This is a genomic window from Georgenia satyanarayanai (assembly GCF_009193135.1).
GTDB lineage: Bacteria > Actinomycetota > Actinomycetes > Actinomycetales > Actinomycetaceae > Oceanitalea > Oceanitalea satyanarayanai.
Map to the genome: position 1 here is coordinate 147,242 of NZ_VUKC01000004.1, position 23,838 is coordinate 171,079.

The 23,838-nt window shown below is 72.1% G+C and carries 23 protein-coding genes; 13 read left to right on the plus strand and 10 right to left on the minus strand.

Going from position 1 to position 23,838, the window contains the following annotated elements; genetic code table 11:
* The first annotated feature begins 18 nt into the window (after positions 1 to 18).
* Entirely contained in the window at positions 19 to 1,536 is a 1,518-nt protein-coding gene (locus GD632_RS07315) for a protein kinase domain-containing protein (RefSeq protein WP_193311386.1), read from the plus strand.
* A gap of 58 nt (positions 1,537 to 1,594) precedes the next feature.
* Here GD632_RS07315 and sucB read toward each other — a convergent pair whose 3' ends face one another.
* Together sucB and lpdA are read right to left on the minus strand one after the other, a co-directional pair.
* Positions 1,595 to 3,412, minus strand: a complete 1,818-nt coding sequence (gene sucB, locus GD632_RS07320) for a 2-oxoglutarate dehydrogenase, E2 component, dihydrolipoamide succinyltransferase (protein WP_152190428.1) — start codon at positions 3,410 to 3,412, stop codon at positions 1,595 to 1,597.
* Positions 3,413 to 3,438: 26 nt separating this feature from the next.
* On the minus strand, positions 3,439 to 4,827 hold the full coding sequence (lpdA, locus tag GD632_RS07325; RefSeq protein ID WP_152190430.1) for a dihydrolipoyl dehydrogenase: 1,389 nt from the start codon (positions 4,825 to 4,827) through the stop codon (positions 3,439 to 3,441).
* A gap of 132 nt (positions 4,828 to 4,959) precedes the next feature.
* On the opposite strand from lpdA, the gene GD632_RS07330 reads away from it, so the two are divergent.
* On the plus strand, positions 4,960 to 5,286 hold the full coding sequence (locus GD632_RS07330; RefSeq protein WP_152190432.1) for an oxidoreductase: 327 nt from the start codon (positions 4,960 to 4,962) through the stop codon (positions 5,284 to 5,286).
* Positions 5,287 to 5,387: 101 nt separating this feature from the next.
* On the opposite strand, the gene GD632_RS07335 is transcribed toward GD632_RS07330, so the two are convergent.
* Positions 5,388 to 6,866, minus strand: coding sequence for a leucyl aminopeptidase (locus tag GD632_RS07335; RefSeq protein ID WP_152190434.1), 1,479 nt, complete (start codon positions 6,864 to 6,866; stop codon positions 5,388 to 5,390).
* A gap of 74 nt (positions 6,867 to 6,940) precedes the next feature.
* Here GD632_RS07335 and GD632_RS07340 point away from each other — a divergent pair, with 74 nt between their 5' ends.
* Both GD632_RS07340 and GD632_RS07345 read left to right on the plus strand, forming a co-directional pair.
* Positions 6,941 to 7,294, plus strand: coding sequence for a hypothetical protein (locus GD632_RS07340; protein ID WP_152190436.1), 354 nt, complete (start codon positions 6,941 to 6,943; stop codon positions 7,292 to 7,294).
* Positions 7,291 to 7,746, plus strand: coding sequence for a hypothetical protein (locus tag GD632_RS07345; RefSeq protein WP_152190438.1), 456 nt, complete (start codon positions 7,291 to 7,293; stop codon positions 7,744 to 7,746). The genes GD632_RS07340 and GD632_RS07345 overlap by 4 nt, the downstream gene beginning before the upstream one ends.
* 1 nt (position 7,747) lies before the next feature.
* Here the strand turns inward: GD632_RS07345 and GD632_RS07350 are convergent, their stop codons facing one another.
* On the minus strand, positions 7,748 to 8,770 hold the full coding sequence (locus GD632_RS07350; RefSeq protein WP_152190440.1) for a quinone-dependent dihydroorotate dehydrogenase: 1,023 nt from the start codon (positions 8,768 to 8,770) through the stop codon (positions 7,748 to 7,750).
* Between the two features lie 26 nt (positions 8,771 to 8,796).
* Positions 8,797 to 9,378, minus strand: a complete 582-nt coding sequence (locus GD632_RS07355; protein WP_226924724.1) for a DUF3043 domain-containing protein — start codon at positions 9,376 to 9,378, stop codon at positions 8,797 to 8,799.
* A gap of 121 nt (positions 9,379 to 9,499) precedes the next feature.
* Here GD632_RS07355 and GD632_RS07360 point away from each other — a divergent pair, with 121 nt between their 5' ends.
* The 7 genes from GD632_RS07360 to GD632_RS07390 all read left to right on the plus strand — a co-directional run bounded on the left by GD632_RS07360 (position 9,500) and on the right by GD632_RS07390 (position 16,544).
* A complete protein-coding gene (locus GD632_RS07360; RefSeq protein ID WP_152190444.1) occupies positions 9,500 to 10,246 on the plus strand; it encodes an MBL fold metallo-hydrolase in 747 nt (248 codons plus the stop codon).
* 32 nt (positions 10,247 to 10,278) lie between these two features.
* On the plus strand, positions 10,279 to 11,637 hold the full coding sequence (locus GD632_RS07365) for a dipeptidase (protein ID WP_152190446.1): 1,359 nt from the start codon (positions 10,279 to 10,281) through the stop codon (positions 11,635 to 11,637).
* A 28-nt stretch (positions 11,638 to 11,665) separates the two neighbouring features.
* Positions 11,666 to 12,787 carry a glycerate kinase gene (locus GD632_RS07370; RefSeq protein ID WP_193311387.1) on the plus strand — a complete coding sequence of 374 codons (1,122 nt, stop codon included), beginning with the start codon at positions 11,666 to 11,668 and terminating at the stop codon, positions 12,785 to 12,787.
* Positions 12,788 to 12,862: 75 nt separating this feature from the next.
* Positions 12,863 to 13,228 (plus strand): HesB/IscA family protein, encoded by a 366-nt coding sequence (locus GD632_RS07375; RefSeq protein WP_110850942.1) that lies wholly within the window; start codon positions 12,863 to 12,865, stop codon positions 13,226 to 13,228.
* A gap of 165 nt (positions 13,229 to 13,393) precedes the next feature.
* Entirely contained in the window at positions 13,394 to 14,275 is an 882-nt protein-coding gene (gene ctaC, locus GD632_RS07380) for an aa3-type cytochrome oxidase subunit II (RefSeq protein ID WP_452176646.1), read from the plus strand.
* The gene (gene ctaD / locus GD632_RS07385; protein ID WP_152190451.1) at positions 14,275 to 16,089 is read left to right on the plus strand and encodes an aa3-type cytochrome oxidase subunit I; all 1,815 of its coding nucleotides are present in this window, start codon (positions 14,275 to 14,277) and stop codon (positions 16,087 to 16,089) included. Before ctaC ends, ctaD begins: the two co-directional genes overlap by 1 nt.
* A complete protein-coding gene (locus tag GD632_RS07390; RefSeq protein WP_405002527.1) occupies positions 16,089 to 16,544 on the plus strand; it encodes a cytochrome c oxidase subunit 4 in 456 nt (151 codons plus the stop codon). The genes ctaD and GD632_RS07390 overlap by 1 nt, the downstream gene beginning before the upstream one ends.
* Positions 16,545 to 16,949: 405 nt before the next feature.
* On the opposite strand, the gene GD632_RS07395 is transcribed toward GD632_RS07390, so the two are convergent.
* The 5 genes from GD632_RS07395 to ctaE form a co-directional block, all read right to left on the minus strand.
* Positions 16,950 to 17,585: a superoxide dismutase gene (locus GD632_RS07395; protein ID WP_152190453.1), complete on the minus strand. Its 636-nt coding sequence runs from the start codon at positions 17,583 to 17,585 to the stop codon at positions 16,950 to 16,952.
* Positions 17,586 to 17,684: 99 nt separating this feature from the next.
* Positions 17,685 to 19,442, minus strand: a complete 1,758-nt coding sequence (gene qcrB / locus GD632_RS07400) for a cytochrome bc1 complex cytochrome b subunit (RefSeq protein WP_152190456.1) — start codon at positions 19,440 to 19,442, stop codon at positions 17,685 to 17,687.
* Positions 19,439 to 20,533, minus strand: a complete 1,095-nt coding sequence (qcrA, locus tag GD632_RS07405) for a cytochrome bc1 complex Rieske iron-sulfur subunit (protein ID WP_226924727.1) — start codon at positions 20,531 to 20,533, stop codon at positions 19,439 to 19,441. The genes qcrB and qcrA overlap by 4 nt, the downstream gene beginning before the upstream one ends.
* Entirely contained in the window at positions 20,530 to 21,309 is a 780-nt protein-coding gene (gene qcrC, locus GD632_RS07410) for a cytochrome bc1 complex diheme cytochrome c subunit (protein ID WP_152190458.1), read from the minus strand. Before qcrC ends, qcrA begins: the two co-directional genes overlap by 4 nt.
* Positions 21,310 to 21,365: 56 nt before the next feature.
* Complete coding sequence (ctaE, locus tag GD632_RS07415) at positions 21,366 to 22,016, minus strand: aa3-type cytochrome oxidase subunit III (protein WP_152190460.1); 651 nt, start codon at positions 22,014 to 22,016, stop codon at positions 21,366 to 21,368.
* A 286-nt stretch (positions 22,017 to 22,302) separates the two neighbouring features.
* Between ctaE and GD632_RS07420 the strand changes: the two genes are divergently transcribed.
* Positions 22,303 to 22,734: a response regulator transcription factor gene (locus GD632_RS07420; protein WP_152190462.1), complete on the plus strand. Its 432-nt coding sequence runs from the start codon at positions 22,303 to 22,305 to the stop codon at positions 22,732 to 22,734.
* Positions 22,731 to 23,807, plus strand: coding sequence for an anthranilate phosphoribosyltransferase (gene trpD, locus GD632_RS07425; protein ID WP_152190464.1), 1,077 nt, complete (start codon positions 22,731 to 22,733; stop codon positions 23,805 to 23,807). Before GD632_RS07420 ends, trpD begins: the two co-directional genes overlap by 4 nt.
* The last annotated feature ends 31 nt before the right edge of the window (positions 23,808 to 23,838 follow it).

The window sequence follows — 23,838 nt, forward strand, 5'->3', positions numbered from 1 at the left end:
CTGCGCTTGGCTTGGACCATGGCACGACGACGGCGCACCGCGGGCGTGACGGGTGGCACGCGGCCTCCGCAGCTGCCGGGCCACGAGGTCGTCGGGACGGCCGGCTTCGGCGCGAACGGAGCCGTGTGGTCGGCCCGCGACGGGGCGGGGCGCGACGTCGTCGTCAGCGTGCTCGCCCTGCCGCGCGGGGAGGCGGGGACGGCCCAGCTGCGACGGCTGGCGGCGCTGCGCCACGGCACCCACCCCCACCTCGCCCGCACCCGGCAGGTCCACGCGCTCGACGGCGGCCGGTGCGCCGTCGTCAGCGACCGTGTCCCCGGGCCCACGCTCGCCACGGTGCTTGCGGCGCGCGGTGCCCTGTCGGGCCCCGAGCTGGCCGGCCTGCTCGGGGCGCTGGGCAGTGGGCTCGGCCACCTTCACGAGCGGGGCGTCGTCCACGGTGACGTGTCGCCCGCGAACGTCGTCGTCACCGGCGACGGCGTGCCCGTCCTCGTCGACCTCGCCGGCCAGGGCGCGCACGAGCTCGGCACGCCGGGCTTCGTGCCGCCCGAGCGTGAGCGGGGCGGCGCCGCCGGCGCACCTGGTGACGTGTGGGCGCTGGCACGGCTCGTCGAGCGGGCCGCCGGGCCGACGCCCGACCCGCACGTGCTCGGGCTGCTCCGCCCGGCGCTCGACACCGCGCCCGGTCGCCGCCCCTCCGCGCGCGACCTCGCGAGCCGGGCTCCGGGCATCGGGGCGGCGGCCCCGGTCGCCGTCCCGCCCGCGGCCGCGCTCGCCCAGGCGCGCATGCGCGACGACGGCGCCCCCACCCGGCGGCGCGCACCCACGCGGCGTGGCCGGCAGGTCGAGCGGACGGAGGGTCGGCCTGCCCCGGCGGGACGCCGGGCGGGTCCGGCCGGCAGGACGGGGTCCGTCACCAGTGCACCTGAGCGCGCCCCGGCGCCGGCCGCCCGGGCCGGCGCACCCGCGCGCGCCCCGGCCCTGTCCGCACCAGCAACGAGGGCGCCCCGTCACGTGCGTGAGCAGGCCCTGCCCGCCCCGTGGCTCGGCGGTGCTCTCACGCTCGGGGCGGCGGCGCTGCTCACCGGGCTCATCGTGTGGTCGGCACCGGGGGAGCGGGCGGGCGGCTACGGCCACCGCCCGGCGGCGCTGGGCGCGGAGCAGTACGCCGAGGTGGTCGGCAGCCTGCTGGCCCGGCGGGACGCCGCGCTCGTCGCCGGTGACGCGGCCGCCCTCGCCGCGACGACGGTGCCCGGAGGCCCGGCCGCGCGCACCGACGTCGTCCTCCTCGAGCGGCTCGCGGGCTCCGGGACGGAGCTGGAGGACCTGCGGACCGGGGTGAGCGCCGTCGAGGGCGTGACGGCGGTGGACGAGGGCGTCGCCGTCGACGTCGTCCTCGAGCAGGACGCGCACGCGCGCGTGGTGGCGGGGGAGCGGACGGCGGTCCCGGCGCAGCAGCCGGCCTGCGCACGCCTCGTCCTCGTGGCCGGCGCCGCGGACACGTGGCGGCTGTTCGGCAGCGAGCCGTGTCCCTGAGGTGGAACGGGGTCGGGGCCCGCACCAGCAGGTGCGGGCCCCGACGGGAGGGAGGTGCTCAGAGGCCGAGCTCGGCCTCGAAGGCACCCTCCTCGAGACGCTTCTTGATCGTCTGCATGAAGCGGCCGGCGTCCGCACCGTCGACCAGGCGGTGGTCGTAGGTGAGGGGCAGGTAGACCATCGAGCGGATGCCGATCGTCTCGTTGCCGTCCGCGTCGGTGACGACGACCGGGCGCTTGACGATCGCGCCCAGGCCGAGGATCGCGACCTCGGGCTGGTTGATGATCGGGGTGTCGAACAGGGCCCCGTTCGAGCCGAGGTTGGTGATCGTGAAGGTCGAGCCACCGAGCTCGTCCGGCTTGACCTTGTTGTCGCGGGTGCGGGCGGCGAGGTCCGCCACGCGCTTGGCGATGCCGGCGATGGTGAGGTCACCGGCCTCCTTGATCACCGGGACGAGCAGGCCGCGCTCGGTGTCGACCGCGATGCCGACGTTCTCCTCGCCGTGGTAGACGATCTGGTCACCGTCGATCGAGGCGTTGAGGCCGGGGTGGGCCTTGAGTGCCTCGGTCGCCGCCTTGATGAAGAACGGCAGGTAGGTGAGCTTGACGCCCTCCCGCTCCTGGAAGCTGTTCTTCGCGCGGGCGCGCAGCTTGGCGATGCGCGTGACGTCCACCTCGATGACCGTGGTCAGCTGGGCGGAGGTGTCGAGGGACTCGACCATGCGCTTGGCGATGACCTTGCGCAGCCGCGACATCTTCTCGGTGGTCCCGCGCAGCGGGGAGACCTCGGGGACCGAGGGTGCCTTGGCGGCGGGGGCCTCGGCCGGGGCGGACTGCTGCTGGGCCTTCTCCGCGGCGGCGAGGACGTCCTCCTTGCGGACCCGTCCACCGACGCCCGTGCCCTGGAGGGAGTCGAGGTCGACACCCTTCTCCTTGGCGAGCTTGCGCACGATCGGGGTGACGTAGGAGGTCGTGGCGGTGACGCCGGCGCTCGGGCGCTCGGCCGGGGTGGTCTGCGCCTCCGGCGGCGGGGTCTGCTCCTGCTCGGCCTTGGGCTGCTCGGCCTGCTTCGACTCGCTCGGCGCGGGCGCGGCCTCCTCGGAGGGGACCGTGCTCGTCGCCGCGCCCTGGTGCTGCTCGGCGCGCTGCTCGGAGGGCTGCTCGTCCTCCTTGGCCTGCTCCTCGGAGCCGTGCGGGGCCTCCTCGGACGCGGACGCGGAGCCGCCGCCGCTCTCGCCGCCGATGACGGCGAGGTCGGTGCCGACCTCCACGGTCTCGTCCTCCTGGACGAGGATCTTGCTCAGCACACCGGCGTACGGGGAGGGCACCTCGGTGTCGACCTTGTCGGTCGACACCTCGAGCAGCGGCTCGTCGACCTCGACCTGCTCGCCCTCGCTCTTGAGCCAGCGGGTGACGGTGCCCTCGGTGACGGACTCACCGAGCGCCGGCATCTGGACCTTCTGGCCCTCGCCGGAGCCGGAGGACCCGGACGACGCCTGCTGCTTGGCCTCCTGGGCGACCTCCTGCTCGGAGTGCTGCTCCTGCTCGGCGGGCTGCTCCTCCTCGGCGGAGGGCTCGGGCGCCTGCTCCTCCTCGGCGGGCTGCTCGTCCTGCGCGGGAGCGGAGTCGCCGCCGCCCTCACCGGAGCCGATGACGGCGAGCTCGGCGCCGACCTCGACGGTCTCGTCCTCCTGGACGAGGATCTTCTCGAGCACGCCGGCGAAGGGCGAGGGCACCTCGGTGTCGACCTTGTCGGTCGAGACCTCGAGCAAGGGCTCGTCGACCTCGACGCGGTCCCCCTCGTTCTTCAGCCAACGGGTGACGGTTCCCTCGGTGACGGACTCGCCCAGGGCGGGCATCTGCACGGAGTCGGACATGACCTGGTGTCTCCTTCGATCGAGGGTCAGTTGTGGGAGTGCAGCGGCTTGCCCGCGAGGGCGAGAGCTGCCTCGCCGAGGGCCTCGTTCTGCGTCGGGTGGGCGTGGATGAGGGAGGCGACGTCGTCCGGGTACGCCTCCCAGTTGACGATGAGCTGACCCTCGCCGATGAGCTCACCGGCACGGGAGCCGATCATGTGGACGCCCACGATCGGGCCGTCCTTCTGACGGACCAGCTTGACGAAGCCGGTGGTCTGGAGGATCTGGCTCTTGCCGTTTCCGGCGAGGTTGAAGTCGACGGTCTCGACGCCGTCGTCGCCGTGGGCCTCCTTGGCCTGCGCCTCGGTGAGGCCGACCGAGGCGACCTCGGGCTCGCAGTAGGTGACTCGCGGGATGCCGGACTCGACGATCGCCGCCGGGTTCATCCCGGCGATCTCCTCGGCCACGAAGACACCCTGCTGGAAGCCCCGGTGCGCGAGCTGGAGGCCGGGGACGATGTCGCCGACGGCGTAGATGTTGGCGACGCCCGTGTGGAGACGCTCGTTGGTGAGGACGAAGCCGCGCTCCATGGGGATGCCCTGCTCCTCGTAGCCGAGGTCCGCCGTCGCCGGCCCGCGGCCGACGGCGACGAGCAGGAGCTCCGCCTCGTAGGTCTTGCCGTCCTCGGTGGACACGACGACGCCGGAGTCGTTCTGCTCGACGCCGGAGAAGCGGGTGCCGGTGGCGAAGTTGATCTTGCGCTTGCGGTAGGCCCGCTCGAGGGCCTTGGACAGCGCGATGTCCTCGTTCGGGACGAGGTTGGGCAGCGCCTCGATGATCGTGACGTCGACCCCGAAGGACTTCCACACGGAGGCGAACTCCACGCCGATGACGCCGCCACCCAGGACGATGGCGCTCTTGGGCACGTAGTCGAGGCTCAGCGCCTGCTCGCTCGTGATGACCCGGCCGCCGATCTCCAGGCCGGGCAGCGAGCGGGCGTAGGAGCCGGTCGCGAGGATGATGTTGCGGCCGCGGTAGGTGGTGCCGTCGACCTCGACGGTGTCCTTGCCGGTGAGCCGTCCCCAGCCGGTGACGTAGTCGATCTTGCCGGCCTTGATGAGGCCCTGCAGACCCTTGTAGAGACGGCCGACGACACCGTCCTTGTAGGAGTTGACCGTCGGCATGTCGATGCCCTCGAAGGAGCTGTTGACGCCGACGTTCGAGCTGTGCTGGATCTCGTCAGCGACGGCGGCGCTGTGGAGGAGGGCCTTGGTGGGGATGCACCCGCGGTGCAGGCAGGTGCCGCCGACCTTGTCGGCTTCGATCAGGGCGATGGACAGCCCGAGCTGGGCGCCGCGCAGCGCGGCTGCGTAACCCCCGCTTCCAGCTCCCAGGATGACCAGGTCGTAGACATTTCCTTCAGGGCTGTCGGTCACAAACCTCTCCTCGAGCACACGTCGATCCCGGCCTGAGCCGGAGCTTGTCGTCCATCTTGTCACCGTCCGCGCTGCCGGGACCACCTGACACAGTGTCCGTCGGGTCACAACGGGAGCCGTACGCTTGGGCACATGCGGCTGTTCTCCCGACGCAAGAACCAGGGCACGACGGGCACCGACGTCCCTCCCGCGCAGCGCCGCGCGGAGGTCACCGCCCACTTCCGTGAGTTCATCGCGACCCGCGCCGGGGTCGAGGCGTACATCGAGCCGCCCACGCCGAACGACCCGACGACGATGGTGCTCGTGGCCCGCACCGGTGAGTGGACCCGCCGTCGCATCCCGGACCCCAAGGCGGCCTGGGCCCTGGCCCGGGAGCTGGAGATCCCGGTCTACGACGTCAACCTCACCGGCTACCCGAGCAGCATGCGCCGCTGGAGCGCCGCCCAGCGCAAGAAGTAGCTCCCCCACCAACGTCGCACTTGGCGAGTTGAGCGACGCTCTGGCGTGCATAAGCGTCAGTCAACCCACCAAGTGCGAAGTTTGGGGGGTGGGGTGGGGGGTTAGCGGGGGGAGGTCCGCTCCAGGACGGTCAGGAGCGTGCGGACGCCCATTCCCGTGCCGCCCTCGGGGGTGTAGCCGCGCGGGCTGCCCTCGTTGTAGGCGGGGCCGGCGATGTCGAGGTGGGCCCACGGGGTGTCCCCGACGAACTCCTTGAGGAACAGACCGGCGACGAGCATCCCGCCGAAGCGGTCACCCATGTTGGCGATGTCGGCCACCTGGGACTTCATCGAGTCGGCGAGCTCGGCGGGCAGCGGCATCGGCCAGAACTGCTCACCGGCGGCGCCGGCGGCGGCCACGACCTCCTCGCGCACGTCGTCGGTGCCCATGACGGCCCCGACCTGTGACCCGAGCGCGACCATCTGCGCGCCCGTCAGCGTGGCGATGTCGATGAGGAGGTCGGGGTTCTCCTCGCCGGCGGCGACGAGGGCGTCGGCCATGACCAGACGGCCCTCGGCGTCGGTGTTGAGCACCTCGACGGTCTTGCCGCCGCGGATCGTGATGACGTCGGAGGGGCGCTGCGCGGTGCCGGAGGGCATGTTCTCGGCCAGCGCGAGCCAGCCGGTCACCTTGACGGGCAGCTCGAGGGCCGCGGCGGCGAGGACCGTGTGGAGCACGGTCGCGGCGCCGGCCATGTCCATCTTCATCGTCTCCATGCCCTTGGCGGGCTTGATCGACAGGCCACCGGAGTCGAAGGTGATGCCCTTGCCCACCAGGCCCACGTGGGCCTTGGGGCGGGCGGGGGAGTAGGTGACCTTGACGAGGCGCGGCGGCCGGGCCGAACCCATGCCCACGCCGATGAGGCCGCCGAAGCCACCGGCCGCGAGCTCCTTCTCGTCGAGCACGGTGACCTTGACCTTCGTGCCCTTGGCCCCGGCCGTCGCCTCCTCGGCGAAGGACTCCGGGTACAGGTCGGCGGGGGAGGCGTTGACGAGGTCACGCACCCCGGACACCGCGTCGGCGAGGACGACGGCGCGGGCGTGCGCCGCCCTGGCCTCCTTGGACCTCGCGACGTCGGAGACGAGCTCGATCCGGGCGACGGGCGCGGTGCGCGTGGTCCGGTAGCGGTCGAAGCTGTAGGCGCCGAGGAGGGCGCCCTCGGCGACGGCGCCGACCTGCTCGGCCGTGGCGGCCGGGAGGGCAAGCGCGACGTCGGCGGTCCCGGCGAGGGAGCGCGCGGCCGCGCCGGCGGCGCGGCGGAGCGCCTCGAGGTCGGGGCCGTCCTCACCCACCGGGCCCACGCCGGTGAGGACGACGACGTCGGCCGCGAGGTCCTTGCCGGCCGCCACGCGCAGCACCTCGTCGGCCTTGCCGGAGACCCCGAGCGCGGGCAGCAGGGAGGTCAGCGCCTTGACGGTCGCGGACGGGAGGGCCGCGCCGGGGACGAGGACCGCCTCCTCCCCGCGCCGGCCGACGGCGACGACGACGGCGTCGGCCTTGATGCGAGCAACGTTCTTCGTGGTCAGCGTCAGTTCAGTCACGGACCCGACTCTATCCGGCCCGGTCCGGCCGGGCGTGGTGCGGGGCGGCCGGGACCGCGCCGTAGGATGACGCGGTGCTCCCCGTCGTCCTCGTCGTCTCGGCCCTCGCGGCCGCGCTCGGTGTGTGGGCACTCGTCTTCGCCGTGCAGAACCGTGCGGTCGTGCTGCGCCAGCTCATCGCGGGCGGGGTGGTCGAGGGGGCGCTCGTCGTCCAGGGCCTCGTCATCGCGGTCGAGCAGGTTGGGGGCTCTCTCGGGAGCGACCCCGTCCTCTTGTGGGGCTACCTGCTCGTCGCGATGATGCTGCTGCCGGGAGCGGCGCTGGCGGCGTTCGTCGAGCGCACCCGCTGGAGCTCGGTCGTCCTGGTCGTCGCGGCCTTCACCATCATCGTCATGGAGCTTCGGATGTGGCAGCTGTGGCAGGCATGAGCAAGCAGCCGGTGCACACCGCACCGGCCACCGACACCCGCCCGCCGGCCCGCGGCGCCGGACTCCTCGTCGTCGCGGTCTACGTCGTCTTCGCGCTGGCGGCGTCCGCGCGCGCCGGCGTCCAGCTGGTCCGCGACGCCGGCGAGGCGCCCCTGGCCTACGGGCTGTCGGCCTTCGCGGCCCTCGTCTACGTGCTGGCCGCGGTCGCCCTCGCCCACAACGGCCGCCGCATGCGCCGCCTGGCGTGGACGGCCGTGACGATCGAGCTCGTCGGCGTCGTCGGCGTCGGGGTCCTCAGCGTCGCCCAGCCCGAGCTGTTCCCCCGCGACACCGTGTGGTCGCACTTCGGCAGCGGGTACGGCTACGTCCCGCTGGTCCTGCCCGTCCTCGGCCTCTTCTGGCTGTGGCGCTCGAGCCCCGGCCGGGTCGCCCGCGCCAGCGAGAGCCGCTGACTCACCGGCGGGCCAGCGCCCGATTGACCGAGCCCGGCCACGCCGGGCCCTGGTAGACGAAGGCCGAGTACGCCTGGAGCAGGTCCGCGCCGGCGTCGAGCATCCTCCGGGCGGAGGCGACGTCATCGATGCCGCCGACGCCGATGACGAGCGCGTCCGGGGCCAGCCGCTCGCGCACCAGCCGCACCACCTCCAGCGCCCGGGCCTGCAGCGGGCGCCCGGACAGCCCGCCGGGTCCGTGGTCGTGGGCGATGGTCGTGTTCGTCGCGACCACGCCGGCCAGCGAGAGCTCGGTGACGAGGTCCGCGACGGCCGTGACGTCGTCGTCGTCCAGGTCGGGGGCCACCTTGACGAGGACCGGCACGCGCCGGCCGGCGGCGGCGTCCGCCTCCCGCTGGACGGCGGTGAGGATGGGGCGGAGCGCGTCGACGGACTGGAGGTCACGCAGCCCGGGGGTGTTGGGGGAGGAGACGTTGACCGTGAGGTAGTCCGCCCAGCGCGCGAGGAGGCGGGCGCTCGTCGCGTAGTCACCGACGGCGTCGTCCACGGGTGTCACCCGCGACTTGCCGATGTTGACCCCGACGACGACGGACCGTCCCCGGCGGGTGCTGCGCAGGGCCCGCAGCCGCCTGGCCGCCGCCTCCGCGCCCGCGTTGTTGAAGCCCATGCGGTTGCGCAGCGCACCCTCCTCGGGGTGCCGCCACAGCCGTGGGCGGTCGTTGCCCGGCTGGGCGTGGGCGGTGATGGTGCCGACCTCGACGTGCCCGAAGCCGAGCATGTCCATGCCGACCACCGAGCGCGCATCCTTGTCCATGCCCGCCGCGAGCCCGAGCACGCCCGGGACGGGCCGGCCCAGCGCGGTCGTCACCCGGTGGGTGGGCCGCCGTCCGAGGGTGGCGCGCACCGCGTGGGCCGCCACCGGGGTGGCCGCGACGCCGCGGATGAGCCGCAGCGCGAGCTCGTGGGCCCGTTCGGGGTCGGTGCGGAGCAGGAGGGACCGGAAGACCAGGCGGTACGGGCGCACCCCGCAAGGGTAGCCACCCCCGGGGGTCAGTCCCGCCGCTCGCCCCGCTTGACCTGCGGCTTGGGCGCGCGCAGGAAGCGCGGCTGGAAGAGCCGGCTGAAGGCGTAGATGCCGGTGAAGCGCGGGATCTCGCTCTCGTCGAAGCGGGCCCTGAGCTTGCGCTTGATGATGAGGGTGATGCCGATCGCGAAGGCGAGGGCGATCGCGAAGGCGACGTACATGACGACCATGCCGATGACGGCGACCTCAGGAACGACCGAGGCGAAGAACAGCAGGATGATCGAGGCCATCGCCAGCGGGAGGAAGTACTCGCTGGGGCTGAAGCGCGCGTCGACGTAGTCGCGCACCCAGCGGCGGACCGGGCCCTTGTCCCGCAGCGGCAGGTAGCGCTCGTCGCCGGTGCGCATGGCCTCCTGCTGCTTGGCGTACAGCTCGTTACGGCGCTTGCGCTGCTCCGCCTTGGCCACCTTGCGGTCGGTGGGGACCAGCGGACGCTGGTTGCGCGCCTGGGCCTCCTTGCGCGTGGGGGTGGGGCGGCCCTTGCCCGCGGGCGTCACCTCCGGCGCGGGGGCGGGCGCCGGGGTCTCCTTCTTGCTCCGTCCGATCACCCCTCGAGGGTAGTCGACCCCGGGTGCTGCCCGGGTGCGGCGGCCGGTGGTCGGGGCGATAGTGGACGGCGCGGCGCGTGCCACCACCGCGCCGAGAGCCGACCGACGAAGGGGAGCATCCATGAGGGCCACCGTCCGCGAGGTCGCCCCCGGCGTCCACCTCGTCGCCCACGCCTACGTCAACTGCTACCTCGTCGAGGACGACGACGGCATCACCCTCGTCGACGCCGGCCTCCCCGCGACCTGGCGGCCTCTGGGCGAGGCGGTCCGCGCGATCGGGCGCCGCCCCCGGGACCTGCGGGCGCTCGTCCTCACCCACGCGCACTTCGACCACGTCGGCGTGGTCCGCAAGGTGCAGGGCCTCGGCGTGCCCGTGTGGGCCACTGCCGCGGAGCACCACCTCGTGGCGCACCCGTTCTCCTACGCCCACGAGAACCCGCGCGCGACCTACCCGGTCCGGCACCCCGCCGCCCTGCCGATCCTCACCTCGATCCTCCTCGCCGGGCTCCCGCTCGTCCGCGGCACCACGGGCGTGCGGACCCTGCAGACCGGCGGGATCCTCGACGTGCCCGGCCGTCCGCACGTCATCGCCACCCCGGGGCACACCTACGGGCACGTCGCCCTGCACCTGCCCGACCGCGACGTCGTCATCTCCGGTGACGCGCTCGTCACGCTGGACCCGTACACCGCCCGGACCGGCCCCCGCATCGTGGCCGGCGCGGCGACGGCGGACTCCGCCCTCAACCTCGCCTCCCTGGAGGCCATCGCGGACACCGGGGCCGGCACGGTGCTCCCCGGGCACGGGGAGCCGTGGACGGACGGCGCACGCTCCGCCGTCGAGCTCGCCCGGGCCGCCGGCCCGTCCTGACCCGCCGTCCACGCCCCGGTTAGGCTTCCCGGGTGACCATCGAGGACCTGACCACCCGCACCGCCGCCGAGTTCCCCCGCATCCGCCGCGACCTCGAGTCGCTCGTGCGGATCCCGAGCGTCTCGGCGCCCGCCTTCGACCCCCAGCACCTCGAGGACAGCGCCGCCGCCGTCGCCCAGCTGTTCCGCGACGCCGGGCTGCCCGAGGTCGAGGTCGTGCGGGTCACCGGCCCGGACGGCCGCCCCGGCGCCCCCGCCGTCCTCGCGCACCGCCCCGCCCCGGCGGGCGCCCCCACCGTCCTCCTCTACGCCCACCACGACGTCCAGCCCCCGGGCGACCCGGCCGGCTGGACCTCCCCGCCCTTCGAGCCCACCGAGCGGGACGGACGGCTCTACGGCCGCGGCGCTGCCGACGACAAGGCCGGGATCATGGCTCACGTCGGGGCGCTGCGCGTGCTGGGCGAGGAGCTCGGCGTCGGCGTCACCGTCTTCAGCGAGGGCGAGGAGGAGATCGGCTCCCCGACCTTCCGCACCTTCCTCGAGACCTACCGCGACCGGCTCGCCGCCGACGTCATCGTCGTCGCCGACTCCTCGAACTGGAAGGTCGGCGTCCCGGGGCTCACCACCTCCCTGCGCGGGCTCGTCGACTGCACGGTCGAGCTGACCGTCCTCGACCACGCCGTCCACTCCGGCATGTTCGGTGGCCCGGTCCTCGACGCGCTGACGCTCATGTCGCGTCTCGTCGCCACCCTCCACGACGACGCCGGGAACGTCGCCGTGCCCGGCCTGGTCGCCACCGACCGCGCGGACGTCGACTACCCCGAGGCGGACTTCCGCGCCGACGCAGGCGTGCTCGAGGGCGTGCGCCTCGCCGGGACCGGCCCGCTCGCCGCGCGGCTGTGGACCAAGCCGGCGATCTCCGTCATCGGCATGGACGCGACGAGCGTGGACCACGCCTCCAACACCGTCATCCCCTCCGCCCGGGCGAAGCTGTCCATGCGCATCGCTCCCGGACAGGACCCGGCCGCCGCCGAGCGGGCCCTGCACGACCACCTCGTGGCCAACGCCCCCTTCGGCGCGCGCGTCACCGTGACGCCGGGGGAGACCGGGCAGGCCTTCCAGGCGCCGGAGGACTCCGCGGCCATGCAGGCCGCTCGCTGGGCCTTCACCACCGCGTGGGGCACCGAGCCGGTCGACCTCGGTGTCGGTGGCTCGATCCCCTTCATCGCCGACCTCGCCGACGTCTACCCCGGGGCCGCGATCCTCGTCACCGGTGTGGAGGACCCCGACTCGCGGGCGCACTCGGAGAACGAGTCGGTGCACCTCGGCGAGCTCGAGAGGGTCGTCCTCGCCGAGGCCCTGCTCCTCGCCCGCCTCGCCGACCGCCTGTGACCGCCGCCCGCCGAGGACAGGGGGGCACGTGCGGCTGCTCGTGAGCCCCGGGGCCCTGTCCGGCGCGCTCAGCGCCGCGCAGGTGGCCTCCGCCGTCCACCGCGGGTGGCTGCGCACCGCACCCGACACGCAGGTCCGCGCGCTGCCGATGTCCGACGCCGCCGCGGGCCTCCTCGACGCCGTCCACACGGCCCGCGGCGGGGCGCTCGTGTCGGTCTCCGCCCGCGGCCCGCTCGGGGAGCCGGTGCCCGCCACCCTCCTCCACGTCCCCGGCACGGGCGGCGGGACCGCGTACGTCGAGGCCGGGCAGGTGCTCGGCCGCCAGCTCGTGCCCGCCGGGGAGGACCTCCGGCACGCCGAGGAGGGCTCCAGCGCCGGGCTCGGTGAGCTGCTCCTCGCCGCCCGCGACCTCGGGGCCGGACGGGTCGTCGTCGGTCTGGGGGAGGCCGCCACCCACGACGGCGGAGCGGGCATGGTCCGGACCTTGGCCGGCGCGGACGCCGGGGACGACATCGACGCCCAGGTGCTCGCCGTCGCCCACGGGGTGCTCGCCGGGGCCGACGTCGTCGTCGCGACTGCCACGCAGGTCCCGCTGCTCGGGCTGCACGGCGCCGGAGCGCTCCTGTCCGACCGTCTCGGTCCCGCCGAGGCGCAGCGGCTCGACACCCGGGTCGGTGAGCTCGCCGCCCTCCTCGACCGCCTCGGTCGGGGCCTGCCCGCCCGCACGGCGCTGCTGCCCGCACCCGGTGGGCACGGTGGCGCGGCTCGTCCCGGACGCGCCGACGGCTCGGGGGCCGGGGGAGGGGCGGCCCACGCGCTGTCGGTGCTGGGCGGACGGCTGCTCCACGGCCCGGACGTCGTCGCCGCCGCCGTCGGCCTCCCGGAGGCGGTCGGGAGTGCCGACGTCGTCCTCACCGCGACCTCCGTCCTGGACGCCCCCGCGGTGGACGCCTCCGTCGTCGCCACGGTCGGACGAGCCGCGATGGAGCTCGGGCTGCCGGTCGTCGTCCTCGCCGAGGAGGTGCACACCTCCCGGCGGGAGGTGGCGCGCGCGGGGATCAGCGCGACCTACGAGACCGGACCCGGCGGTGTCGACGCGCTGGAGGGGTGGGCCCGACGTCTTGCGCGCACCTGGGCGCTCGGGGCGTAGGCTGGTCGGGAACAACCGCGGCCGCCCCGTGGTTGCCCCGGTTGTACTGCCCCAAAAGACAGCGGAGATGTGAGCATGAGCGAGACGACGGCCACGACGCCCACCGAGGTCCCGACGCACGAGATCGAACTCACCGACGTCGCCGCCCAGAAGGTCAAGACCCTCCTCGCGCAGGAGGGTCGTGACGACCTGCGGCTGCGGATCGCCGTGCAGCCCGGTGGCTGCTCCGGCCTCATCTACCAGCTCTACTTCGACGAGCGTCTGCTCGACGGTGACGCCGTGCGTGACTTCGGTGGCGTCGAGGTCATCGTCGACCGGATGAGCGTGCCCTACCTCGCCGGCGCGACGATCGACTTCGCCGACACCATCGAGAAGCAGGGCTTCACGATCGACAACCCGAACGCCGGCGGCTCCTGCGCCTGCGGCGACTCCTTCCACTGAGACACGCCACCGGCGGGATCTCTGCCGCGGCCCGTTGGGACCAGGGTTACACCCCTGGCCCGGCGGGCCGTTTCGCGTACCAGGGCAGTGTTCGCGGTAAGGTGGCCGAAGGGACGTTGGTCCTGTCTGAAATGCCCTAAACGCGTCGTGTCGGAAGGTCTTGAAGTGCGATCACCGTCCTCCGGTAGCCGCTCGCCCCGCGGTTGGCGACTGGTAGTCCTGGGCCTTGTGGCGGCCCTCACCCTCGCCGGCTGCGCCGAGCTCGGCGCCCCGCGGAACGGCTTCCTGCCCTCCGAGCCCGGCCTGACCGACAAGACCGAGTCGATCATCAACCACTGGAACGGCGCGTGGGTCGCCGCCCTCGCCGTCGGCTTCATCGTGTGGGGCCTGACGATCTGGTGCGTCGTGGCCTACCGCAAGCGCAAGAACGACAACGCGCTGCCGGTCCAGCTGCGCTACCACGTGCCGCTCGAGCTCATGTACGTCGTCGTGCCGATCCTCATGATCGGGGTGCTGTACTTCTACTCCACGCAGGTCACCCACGAGGTCACCGACGTGAGCGAGGAGCCGGACCTCACGATCCAGGCCTACGGCAAGCAGTGGAGCTGGGACTTCAACTACATCGACGACGGCGTCTTCTTCGAGGGCGGCCGCGTCCAGCTCACCGGTGAGGAGGGCGTCGAGGAGACCCTCCCGACCCTCTACCTGCCGGTGGACGAGACCGTCGAGTTCATCGTCGACTCCCGCGACGTCCAGCACTCGTTCTGGATCCCCGCCTTCCTCTTCAAGATCGACATGATCCCCGGGCACACCAACGTCTTCCAGGTGACGCCGCAGGAGGAGGGGCGCTACCAGGGCAAGTGCGCCGAGCTGTGCGGTGAGTTCCACTCGGAGATGCTCTTCAACGTCGAGGTCGTCGACCGCGCGACCTACGACGCCCAGATGGACGCGCTGCGCGAGGCCGGCAACGTCGGTGTCCGCGGCGAGGAGTACAACCGCGTGTACGACCAGCGCGGCTACCTGCAGGACGGGACGGTAAACAACTGATGGCCACCACCGACGAGGCACGCCCCCAGCTCGTTCCCGGGCTGCGGCCGGAGCGTCAGAGCCTGGGCCGCACGGTCGTCAGCTGGGTCACCTCCACCGACCACAAGGTCATCGGCTACCTCTACCTCATCACCGCGTTCGGCTTCTTCCTCATCGCCGGCCTGCTGGCGATGGCGATCCGGCTCGAGCTCTTCGACCCCGGCATGGCGCTGTTCCAGTCCAAGGAGCAGTACAACCAGTTCTTCACCATGCACGGCACGATCATGCTGTTCCTCTTCGCGACGCCGCTGTTCACGGGCTTCGGCAACATCTTCGTGCCGCTGCAGATCGGTGCTCCCGACGTCGCCTTCCCGCGGCTCAACATGTTCAGCTACTGGCTGTTCCTCTTCGGCGGGCTCATCGCGGTGGCCGGCTTCCTCACGCCCAAGGGTGCGGCGAGCTTCGGCTGGACGGCCTACACGCCACTGTCGCTGGAACCGTTCTCCCCAGGCCTCGGCGGCAACCTGTGGGTGCTGGGGATCGGACTCACCGGTTTCGGCACGATCTTCGGCTCGGTCAACTTCATCGCGACCATCATCACGATGCGCATGCCCGGCATGACGATGTTCCGGATGCCCATCTTCACGTGGAACATCCTCATCACGTCGCTGCTCGTCCTCATGGCCTTCCCGGTCCTCGCCGCCGCCCTGTTCGGGCTGGCCTTCGACCGGGTCCTCGGCGGGCAGATCTACAACCCGGAGAGCGGCGGGGCACTGCTGTGGCAGCACCTCTTCTGGTTCTTCGGTCACCCCGAGGTGTACGTCATCGCGCTGCCGTTCTTCGGGATCATCAGCGAGGTCCTGCCGGTGTTCTCGCGCAAGCCGATCTTCGGCTACAAGGGCATCGTCTTCGCGACGATCGCGATCGCTGCCCTGTCGATGACCGTGTGGGCGCACCACATGTACACGACCGGTGGCGCGCTGCTCGACTTCTTCGCGCTCATGACGATGCTCATCGCGGTCCCCACCGGGGTGAAGTTCTTCAACTGGATCGGCACGATGTGGCGCGGCAAGCTGACCTTCCACACGCCGATGCTGTGGTCGCTGGGCTTCCTCGTCACGTTCCTCTTCGGTGGGGTTACCGGCATCATCCTCGCCAGCCCGGCCATGGACTTCCAGGTCCACGACTCCTACTTCGTCGTCGCGCACTTCCACTACACCGTCTTCGGGACCGTGGTGTTCGCGATGTTCGCCGGCTTCTACTTCTGGTGGCCGAAGATGACCGGGCGGATGCTCAACGAGCGTCTCGGCAAGGTCCACTTCTGGATGCTCTTCTTCGGCTTCCACGGCACCTTCCTCATCCAGCACTGGCTCGGCGCCCAGGGCATGCCCCGTCGCTACCCCGACTACATGGTCGAGGACGGCTTCCAGCTCATGAACCAGGTCTCCACGGCCGGCGCGGCGCTGCTGACGCTGTCCACGCTGCCGTTCCTGTGGAACGTGTACGCGACCTCCCGGGGCCCGCGCACCGTGTTCGTCGACGACCCGTGGGGTTTCGCGAACTCCCTCGAGTGGGCGACGAGCTGCCCGCCGCCGCGCCACAACTTCACCTCCCTGCCCCGCATCCGCTCCGAGCGTCCGGCCTTCGACCTCCACCACCCCGAGGTCGCGGCGATGGACCAGGCGGCGGTGCCGGACCAGGGTGTGCTCGAGCAGGCACTGGGCGACGCCCAGCGCACCGGTGGCGGGGACGCCGCGTCCCAGCCGCAGCCGGGGCGTACGTCCACGGCCACGCTCGAGCGTGAGGACGACGACGAGAAGAAGGGCAAGGCCTGATGACACGCGAGCACGACCGCGCACCCGGCGAGCAGTCCGCCGAGCACCCCAAGCCCCTGGGCGTGGAGAAGTGGCTGTTCATCGCGGGTGTCGCCTTCTTCCTGCCCGTGGCACTGATCTACGGCTTCTGGACCGGCTGGGAGCCGGTCGGCACGGTCGCCCTGGCGCTCCTCGTCGGGCTGTACGGCCTCGCCGGCTTCTACCTGGCCCTGGTTGCCCGCCGGGTCGACCCGCGCCCGGAGGACAACCCGGTGAGCGACGTCGACGAGCACGCCGGGGAGATCGGTGTCTACTCCCCGCACTCGTGGTGGCCGCTGGTGCTCGGTGTCGCCTCCGCCCTGGTGTTCGCCGGCGTGGCGGTCGGCTGGTGGATCTTCGGGATCGGCATCGCCATCGGCGTCGTCGGCCTGGTCGGTCACACCTACGAGTTCTCCCGCGGTCAGCACGCGCACTGAGCGGGCCTGACGTCCCCGACGGGCGGCACTCCACGAGGAGTGCCGCCCGTCGGTGTCTCCGCGGTGTCTCCGCGGTGCGTCCCGGAGCGGACGCTTGCTCGCCGGTCCCGGGCGGTGGGCAGGCGCCAGGGCTGGACAGCCCAGGGTGCGGACCTTCGGACCGCGGTGGCCCACGAGTCCACTCCTCGGCTCGCCGGTGGTGCGCTGCCGGCAGCGTAGGGGCCTGTGCCCGAGGCGGGAGCCGCCGGGCGGGCCGGGGGCGGGGCCGTGGTGCGCGGCGGCGGCTGACGCAGGCCACGGGTCGGCCTGGTGTGCCCCGGGCCGCCGGACGGCCGGTACAGGACGACGAAGGCCCGGCGGCCCCTCTCGGGGGGCCTGCCGGGCCTTCGCTGGCGTCAGGGGGCGTCAGGCGACCGTGACGGGGGTGATGAGACCAGCCGTCTGGGTGCGCGCCCGCTCGAGGCGAGCGGCGACGTCGCGCCAGTTGACGATGTTCCAGAACGCCTTGACGTAGTCCGCCTTGACGTTGAGGTAGTCGAGGTAGAAGGCGTGCTCCCACATGTCGAGCATGAGCACCGGGGTCAGTCCGAGCGGGACGTTGCCCTGCTGGTCGAAGAGCTGGAAGATCGACAGCTTCTGGCCGATGGAGTCCCAGGCCAGCACGGACCAGCCCGAGCCCTGGATGCTCGTGGCGTTGGCGGTGAACTGCGCCTTGAAGCCCTCGAAGGAGCCGAGCTGGTCCTTGATGGCCTCGGCGAGCTCGCCCTCGGGCTCACCGCCGCCCTCGGGGGAGAGGTTGTTCCAGAAGACCGTGTGGTTGACGTGGCCACCGAGGTTGAACGCGAGGTTCTTCTCGAGCAGGTTGATGGCGGCGTTGTCGCCGCTCTCACGGGCGGCGGCGAGCTTCTCGAGGGCGGTGTTCGCGCCGTCGACGTAGGTCTTGTGGTGACGGTCGTGGTGCAGCTCCATGATCTTGCCGCTGATGTGCGGCTCGAGGGCGCTGTAGTCGTACGGGAGCTCCGGCAGGGTGTACACGGTCATGTGTCTCCTCCTCAGGTCGTCCCGGTGCGGGAACGCACCGGCCTACATACGGCGTGTGCCCGGCAGTGATGCCGGGCACACGCACTCATCGGATCTAACCTACGACGACGGGGGGTTGTTCCGCCCGTCGGTCCCGGACGACCCGGCGCCGATGGACGCACGCTCCTCCGGACGGTCGAAGGCCTCGCGCAGCCCGCCCGACTCGACCTCGGCGTGGTGGCCGTTGCCGTTGCCGTGGGCGCCGTGCTCCGCGTTCGCGGCGGCGAGCTCGGCGGGCGTCACCGGCTCGACACGGTCCTCGTAGAGGAAGCGGGACAGGCGCTGGAGCTGCTTGTCCTTGCCGTAGCCGCGGCGGCGCACCCCGTTCTCGTCCTCCGGCGGGGCGATCTCGAGCATCCGGTCCGCCTCGTGGTGGACGAGCAGCCAGCGCTCGTCCTGCGTGAGGGGCTGGTGCACCTCGAGGAACTCACCGGTGGGCATCCGCACGATGCGGCCGGTCTCGTGGCCGTGGAGCGCGAGCTCACGGTCACGGCGCTGCAGCGAGAGGCAGATGCGCTTCGTGAGCCAGAACGCGAAGACCGGCGCGACGAAGAACGCGATCCGCAGGAACCACGTGATGCCGTTGAGCGAGAGCTCGAAGTGCGTGGCGACGAGGTCGTTGGCGCCGGCGACGTTGAGGACCATGAACGCGGTGATGACCGCGACGCCGACGGCCGTGCGGACCGGTGCGTTGCGCGGGCGGTCCAGCACGTGGTGCTCGCCGCGGTCCTTCGTGACGGCCGCCTCCAGGAACGGCCACACGGCGAGCACGGTGAACAGGATGCCCGGCACCACGACGCCCGGGATGAGCACGTTGAGCGACAGGACGTAGCCGAAGATCGTGAACTCGGCGAAGCCCGGCATCAGGCGCAGTGCGCCCTCGAGGAACAGCATGTACCAGTCGGGCTGGGCACCCGCGCCGACAGGGGAGGGATCGTAGGGCCCGTGGGTCCACACCGGGTTGATCGACACCAGCCCGCCGAGCAGGGCGAGGAAGCCGAAGACGATGAAGAAGAAGCCACCGGCCTTGGCGGCGTACACCGGCAGGACCGGGTAGCCGACGACGTTCTTCTCCGTCTTGCCCGGCCCGGGGTACTGCGTGTGCTTGTGCACGACGACGAGGATGAGGTGGACCGTCACCAGCGCGATGATGAGCCCGGGCACGACGAGGATGTGGATGGTGAACAGCCTCGGCACGATGTCGGTGCCCGGGAACTCCCCACCGAAGAGGGCGAGGGAGACGTAGGACCCGACGATCGGGATCGCCCGCGCCACGCCGTCGGCGATGCGCAGGCCGTTGCCGGACAGGACGTCGTCGGGCAGGGAGTAGCCGGAGAAGCCGGCGAGCAGCGCGAGGATCATCAGCGAGAAGCCGACGAGCCAGTTGAGCTCGCGGGGCTTGCGGAAAGCACCGGTGAAGAACACCCGGAGCATGTGCGCGACGATCGCCGCGACGAACAGCAGGGCCGCCCAGTGGTGGATCTGCCGCATGAGCAGGCCGCCACGCACCTCGAAGGAGATGCGCAGCGTCGAGGCGAAGGCCTCGGACATCGCCACGCCCTGCATGGCCTCGGGCAGCGCGTCCTCGGGGTAGGTGATGTGACCCATGCTCGGCACGAAGAACATCGTGAGGAAGAAGCCGGACAGCACGAGGACGATGAAGCTGTAGAGCGCGACCTCGCCGAGAAGGAAGGACCAGTGGTCGGGGAAGACCTTGCGGGCGAACTCCCTGACGGCCTTGCCGATGCCCGTGCGCTGGTCGAGGTAGTCAGCGGCCGGTGCCGCCTTGCTGGGCCTGCGAGGCGTGGTGGTGCTCATCGGTTCTCATCCATTCGCTCGCGCTCCCAGAAGCTCGGGCCCACGGTCTCGTGGAAGTCCGAGCGGGCCACGAGGTAGCCCTCGGTGTCCACGGTGATGGGGAGCTGCGGAAGGGCGCGATTCGCCGGTCCGAAGACCACCTTGGCCTCGTTGGCGAGGTCGAAGGTGGACTGGTGGCAGGGACAGAGCAGGTGGTGGGTCTGCTGCTCGTAGAGGGCGACCGGGCAGCCCACGTGGGTGCAGACCTTGGAGTACGCGACGATGCCGTCGTAGCTCCAGTCCCGGCGCTCGGGGGAGACGTTGAGGTCGGAGGGGTCGATGCGCGTCATGAACACGACCGCCTTGGCCTTCTCCTCCAGGTAGTGCTCCTGGTCGCTGATGCCGTGCGGGATGACCTGGAAGGCCGACCCGTTGGTGACGTCGGCGGCGCGGATGAGGCGGTTGTCCGGGTCGGTCGCGAGGCGACGGCCCATCGTGCCGTCGGGCAGGCGGCCACCGGTGCCCTCGGGCACGTCGCCCCAGGCGGTGTAGCGGAACTTGCGGGTGTCCCAGGACGGGCTGAGCTCGCCGACCAGCGGGACGACGAAGGGCAGCGGCGCGAGGGCCGCCGCGCCGACGAGGGCGCCCTTGAGGACGGGACGGCGGGCGATGCCGGACTCGGCGATACCGATGTCGAGCTTCGCCACGGCCTCCTCGCGCACCTCGGGGGAGGAGGCTGCGGGCTTGCGCTGCTCGACGTACTCGGTGTTCGCCATGAGGGTCTTGGACCAGTGGACCGCCGCGAGGCCGATGCCGAGCATGCCCAGGCCCAGCCCGACGCCGAGTGCGATCGTCGACAGACGCACGTCCAGGAGCGTGGTGCCGACCGGGAGGAAGAGGAACCCGACGACCCCGCCGACCGAGGCGAGGATCGAGACGAGCAGGAGGGCGACGACCTGGTGCTCGGCGCGCTTGGCGGCCTTGGGGTCACGGTCCGCCATGCGCTCCGGGTGGTGCGGCAGACCCGGGTCCTCGAAGCGCTCGGGGACGTCGGCGACCGGCGCCCCGCCCGTGGCGGGGGTCAGGTCACCAGAGGGGCGATTCGTGCTCACGAGGACCGTGCTCCCATCCACACTGCGATACCGATGATGCCGCCGATGCCGACGAGCCAGACCCAGAAGCCCTCGGAGACGGGGCCGAGGTTGCCCAGCGAGAGGCCACCGGGGGAGACCTCACGCTGCTCCAGGATGTAGGCGATGACGTCGCGGGCGCCCTCGTCCGTCACCGACGCCTCGTTGAAGATCGGCATGGACTGGGGGCCGATCCGCATGGCCTCCCAGATCTGGGTGGGCGTCGCGTCGTCGAGCGGCGGGGCGACCTTGCCCTCGGTCAGCGCACCACCGGCGCCGACGGCGTTGTGGCACATCGAGCAGTTCGTGCGGAACAGCTCCATGCCGTTGGCGGCGTCACCGAGCTCGGGGTCGACCTGCTCGGAGGAGGGGATGGCCGGGCCGGGGCCCAGGCTGGCGACGTACGCGGCCATCGCCGCCGTCTGCTCCTCGTTGAACTGCGGGTCCTTGCGCTCCGCCTGCGGGGAGTTGTTGGCCATCGGCATGCGGCCGGTGGACACCTGGAAGTGCACGGAGGCGGCGCCCACACCGACGAGCGACGGCGCGATGTCGGTGCCCTGGGCGTCCAGGCCGTGGCAGGTGGAGCAGTTCGAGCGGAAAAGCGCCTCGCCTTCCTCGATCATGTCCTGGCTGGCGGCCTGGGCGTTGGCCGGCTCGGAGGTGACGGCGGAGTACGCCACCCCCGTGAGGATCAGGGCCAGGAGCAGGAGGACGACCGGCGCGAGCCGGTGCCTTCTGCTGGCGGCGAGTGCCTTCACGGTGATGTGTCCTTGTCTGGTGTTGCGGGTGGAACGGGGGCAGGACGCGCGGTCCTCTAGAACATCTCGAGGAAGTAGATGATGAAGAACATCGCGACCCAGACGACGTCGACGAAGTGCCAGTAGTAGGACACGACGACTGCGCCGGTGGCCTCGTAGTGGCCGAAGCGCTTGGCCGCGAAGGAGCGGCCGAGGATGAACAGGAAGGCGATGAGGCCGCCGAGCACGTGCAGGGCGTGGAAGCCCGTCATGATGTAGAAGACCGACCCGTACGGGCTGGAGGACACCGTGATGCCGTGCGAGACGAGCTCGGCGTACTCGAAGGTCTGACCGGCGACGAAGAACGCGCCCATGATGAAGGTGAGGACGAACCACTCCTCCATGCCCCAGCGGCGCACGTCGAGGAGCTTGCCGGTGCGGCGCGGCTGGAAGCGTTCGGCGGCGAACACACCCATCTGCGCGGTCACGGAGCTGGCGACAAGGACCAGGGTGATGGTCAGTGCCCAGGGGATGTTGAGCAACGAGTAGTTCTCGGGCCAGATCTCCGCCGACACCGACCGGTGGGTGAAGTACATGGCGAAGAGACCAGCGAAGAACATCAGCTCGCTGGACAGCCACACGATGGTGCCGACCGACACTGCGTTCGGCCGGTTGACGTTCACGTGGGGGGCGCTCGGAGCAGCCGTAGTAGACGACACGATTGCCATTATGGCCCGAAAGTTCGCCCCGATGACCACTCAGGGGCCGCGCGATTCCTCCCGCCGCTCGTCCCCACGCTAGGAGTTCCGCGACATCCCGCGCCTGAGTCCTTGGTCCCGATCCGGTCACGGCGCAACACGCCGGACACACTGGTGTCCGGTTCGTCTCATTCGAGAGTCCCCGTGTCGCGTGCCCGCTGCCCGGGAGCGTGCGTCCCCGTCCCCGCGGCGTGGCTACCATTCGAGGAGGTCACCGCGTCTCGCGGTGCGTACCGAGCGAACCTGGAGGACGACGATGACGCCCGCGCAGCCCGACGCAGCCGCGACCACCGACACCGACGTCGTGGACGTCCTGCTCTACAGCGACGACGTCACGACGCGCGAGCAGGTCCGCCGGGCCATCGGCCGCCGCGCCGCGGTCGACGTCCCGCGGATCCGCTGGACGGAGGCCGCCACGCACGAGGGCGTCGTCATGAAGGCCAACGAGGGTGACTTCGCTCTCATCGTCCTCGACGGCGAGGCGGCCAAGGCCGGCGGCATGGCGGTGAGCCGTCAGCTGAAGAGCGAGATGTACCAGTGCCCGCCGGTCCTCATCCTCACCGCCCGCCCGCAGGACGCGTGGCTGGCGACGTGGGCGCAGGCCGACGCGATCGTCCAGGCGCCCGTCGACCCGATCGAGATCCAGGAGGCCGTGGCCGGACTGCTGCGCTCGGGCGGTCGTCGGTGACCGTCGAGGGCGTCGAGCCGGTCCAGCCCACCTGGGCGGACCTCATCACCTCGCTCGTCGCCGGGGAGCACCTGAGCGCCACGCAGACCGGCTGGGCGATGGACCAGGTGATGTCGGGTCTCGCGAGCCCCGTCCAGCTCGCCGGCTTCCTCGTCGCGCTGCGCGCCAAGGGCGAGACCGTCGCCGAGCTCACCGGGCTGGCCGACGTCATGCTCGCCCACTCCGTGCCGATCGACGTGCCCGACGACGTCGTCGACATCGTCGGCACGGGCGGTGACCGTGCCCGCACCGTCAACATCTCGACGATGTCCTCCCTCGTCATCGCCGGCGCCGGGGTGCCGGTGGTCAAGCACGGCAACCGGGCGTCCAGCTCGGCGAGCGGCTCGGCCGACGTCCTCGAGGAGCTCGGGGTGCGCCTGGACATGACCGTCCCGCAGGTCGAGGCGGTCTTCCGCGAGGTCGGCATCACCTTCTGCTTCGCCCAGACCTTCCACCCCTCGTTCCGGCACACCGCCACGGCGCGGCGCGAGCTCGCCGTCCCCACCGCGTTCAACGTGCTGGGCCCGCTCACCAACCCCGCCCGCCCGCGGGCCGCCGCCATCGGCGTGGCCGACCGGCGCGTCGCCCCCCTCGTCGCCGGCGTGCTCGCGCGGCGGGGGACGCGCGGGCTCGTCTTCCGCGGGGAGGACGGCCTGGACGAGCTGACGACGACGGCGGCGAGCCGGGTCTGGCACGTCGCCGACGGGGAGGTGACCGAGCACCTGCTCGACACCCGCGAGGTCTTCGGACTCACGCCCTCGACCGTCGAGGACCTGCGCGGCGCTGACGCGACCTTCAACGCCGGTGTCGCCCGCGACATCCTCGACGGTGCCACCGGGCCGGTCCGGGACGCCGTCCTCCTCAACTCCGCCGCCGCGCTCGTCGCGCACGGCAGGCTCCCCGGCACGCGGGCCGAGGACGGCGACCTCGTCACCCGGCTGCGGGCCGCCATGGACCTGGCCGCCGCGGCCATCGACGACGGCCGGGCGCGCGGTGTGCTCGACCGGTGGGCGGCGGCCAGCGCCGCCCTCTGACGCAGGCGGCACCGGCCGCGTGCGAGACCGT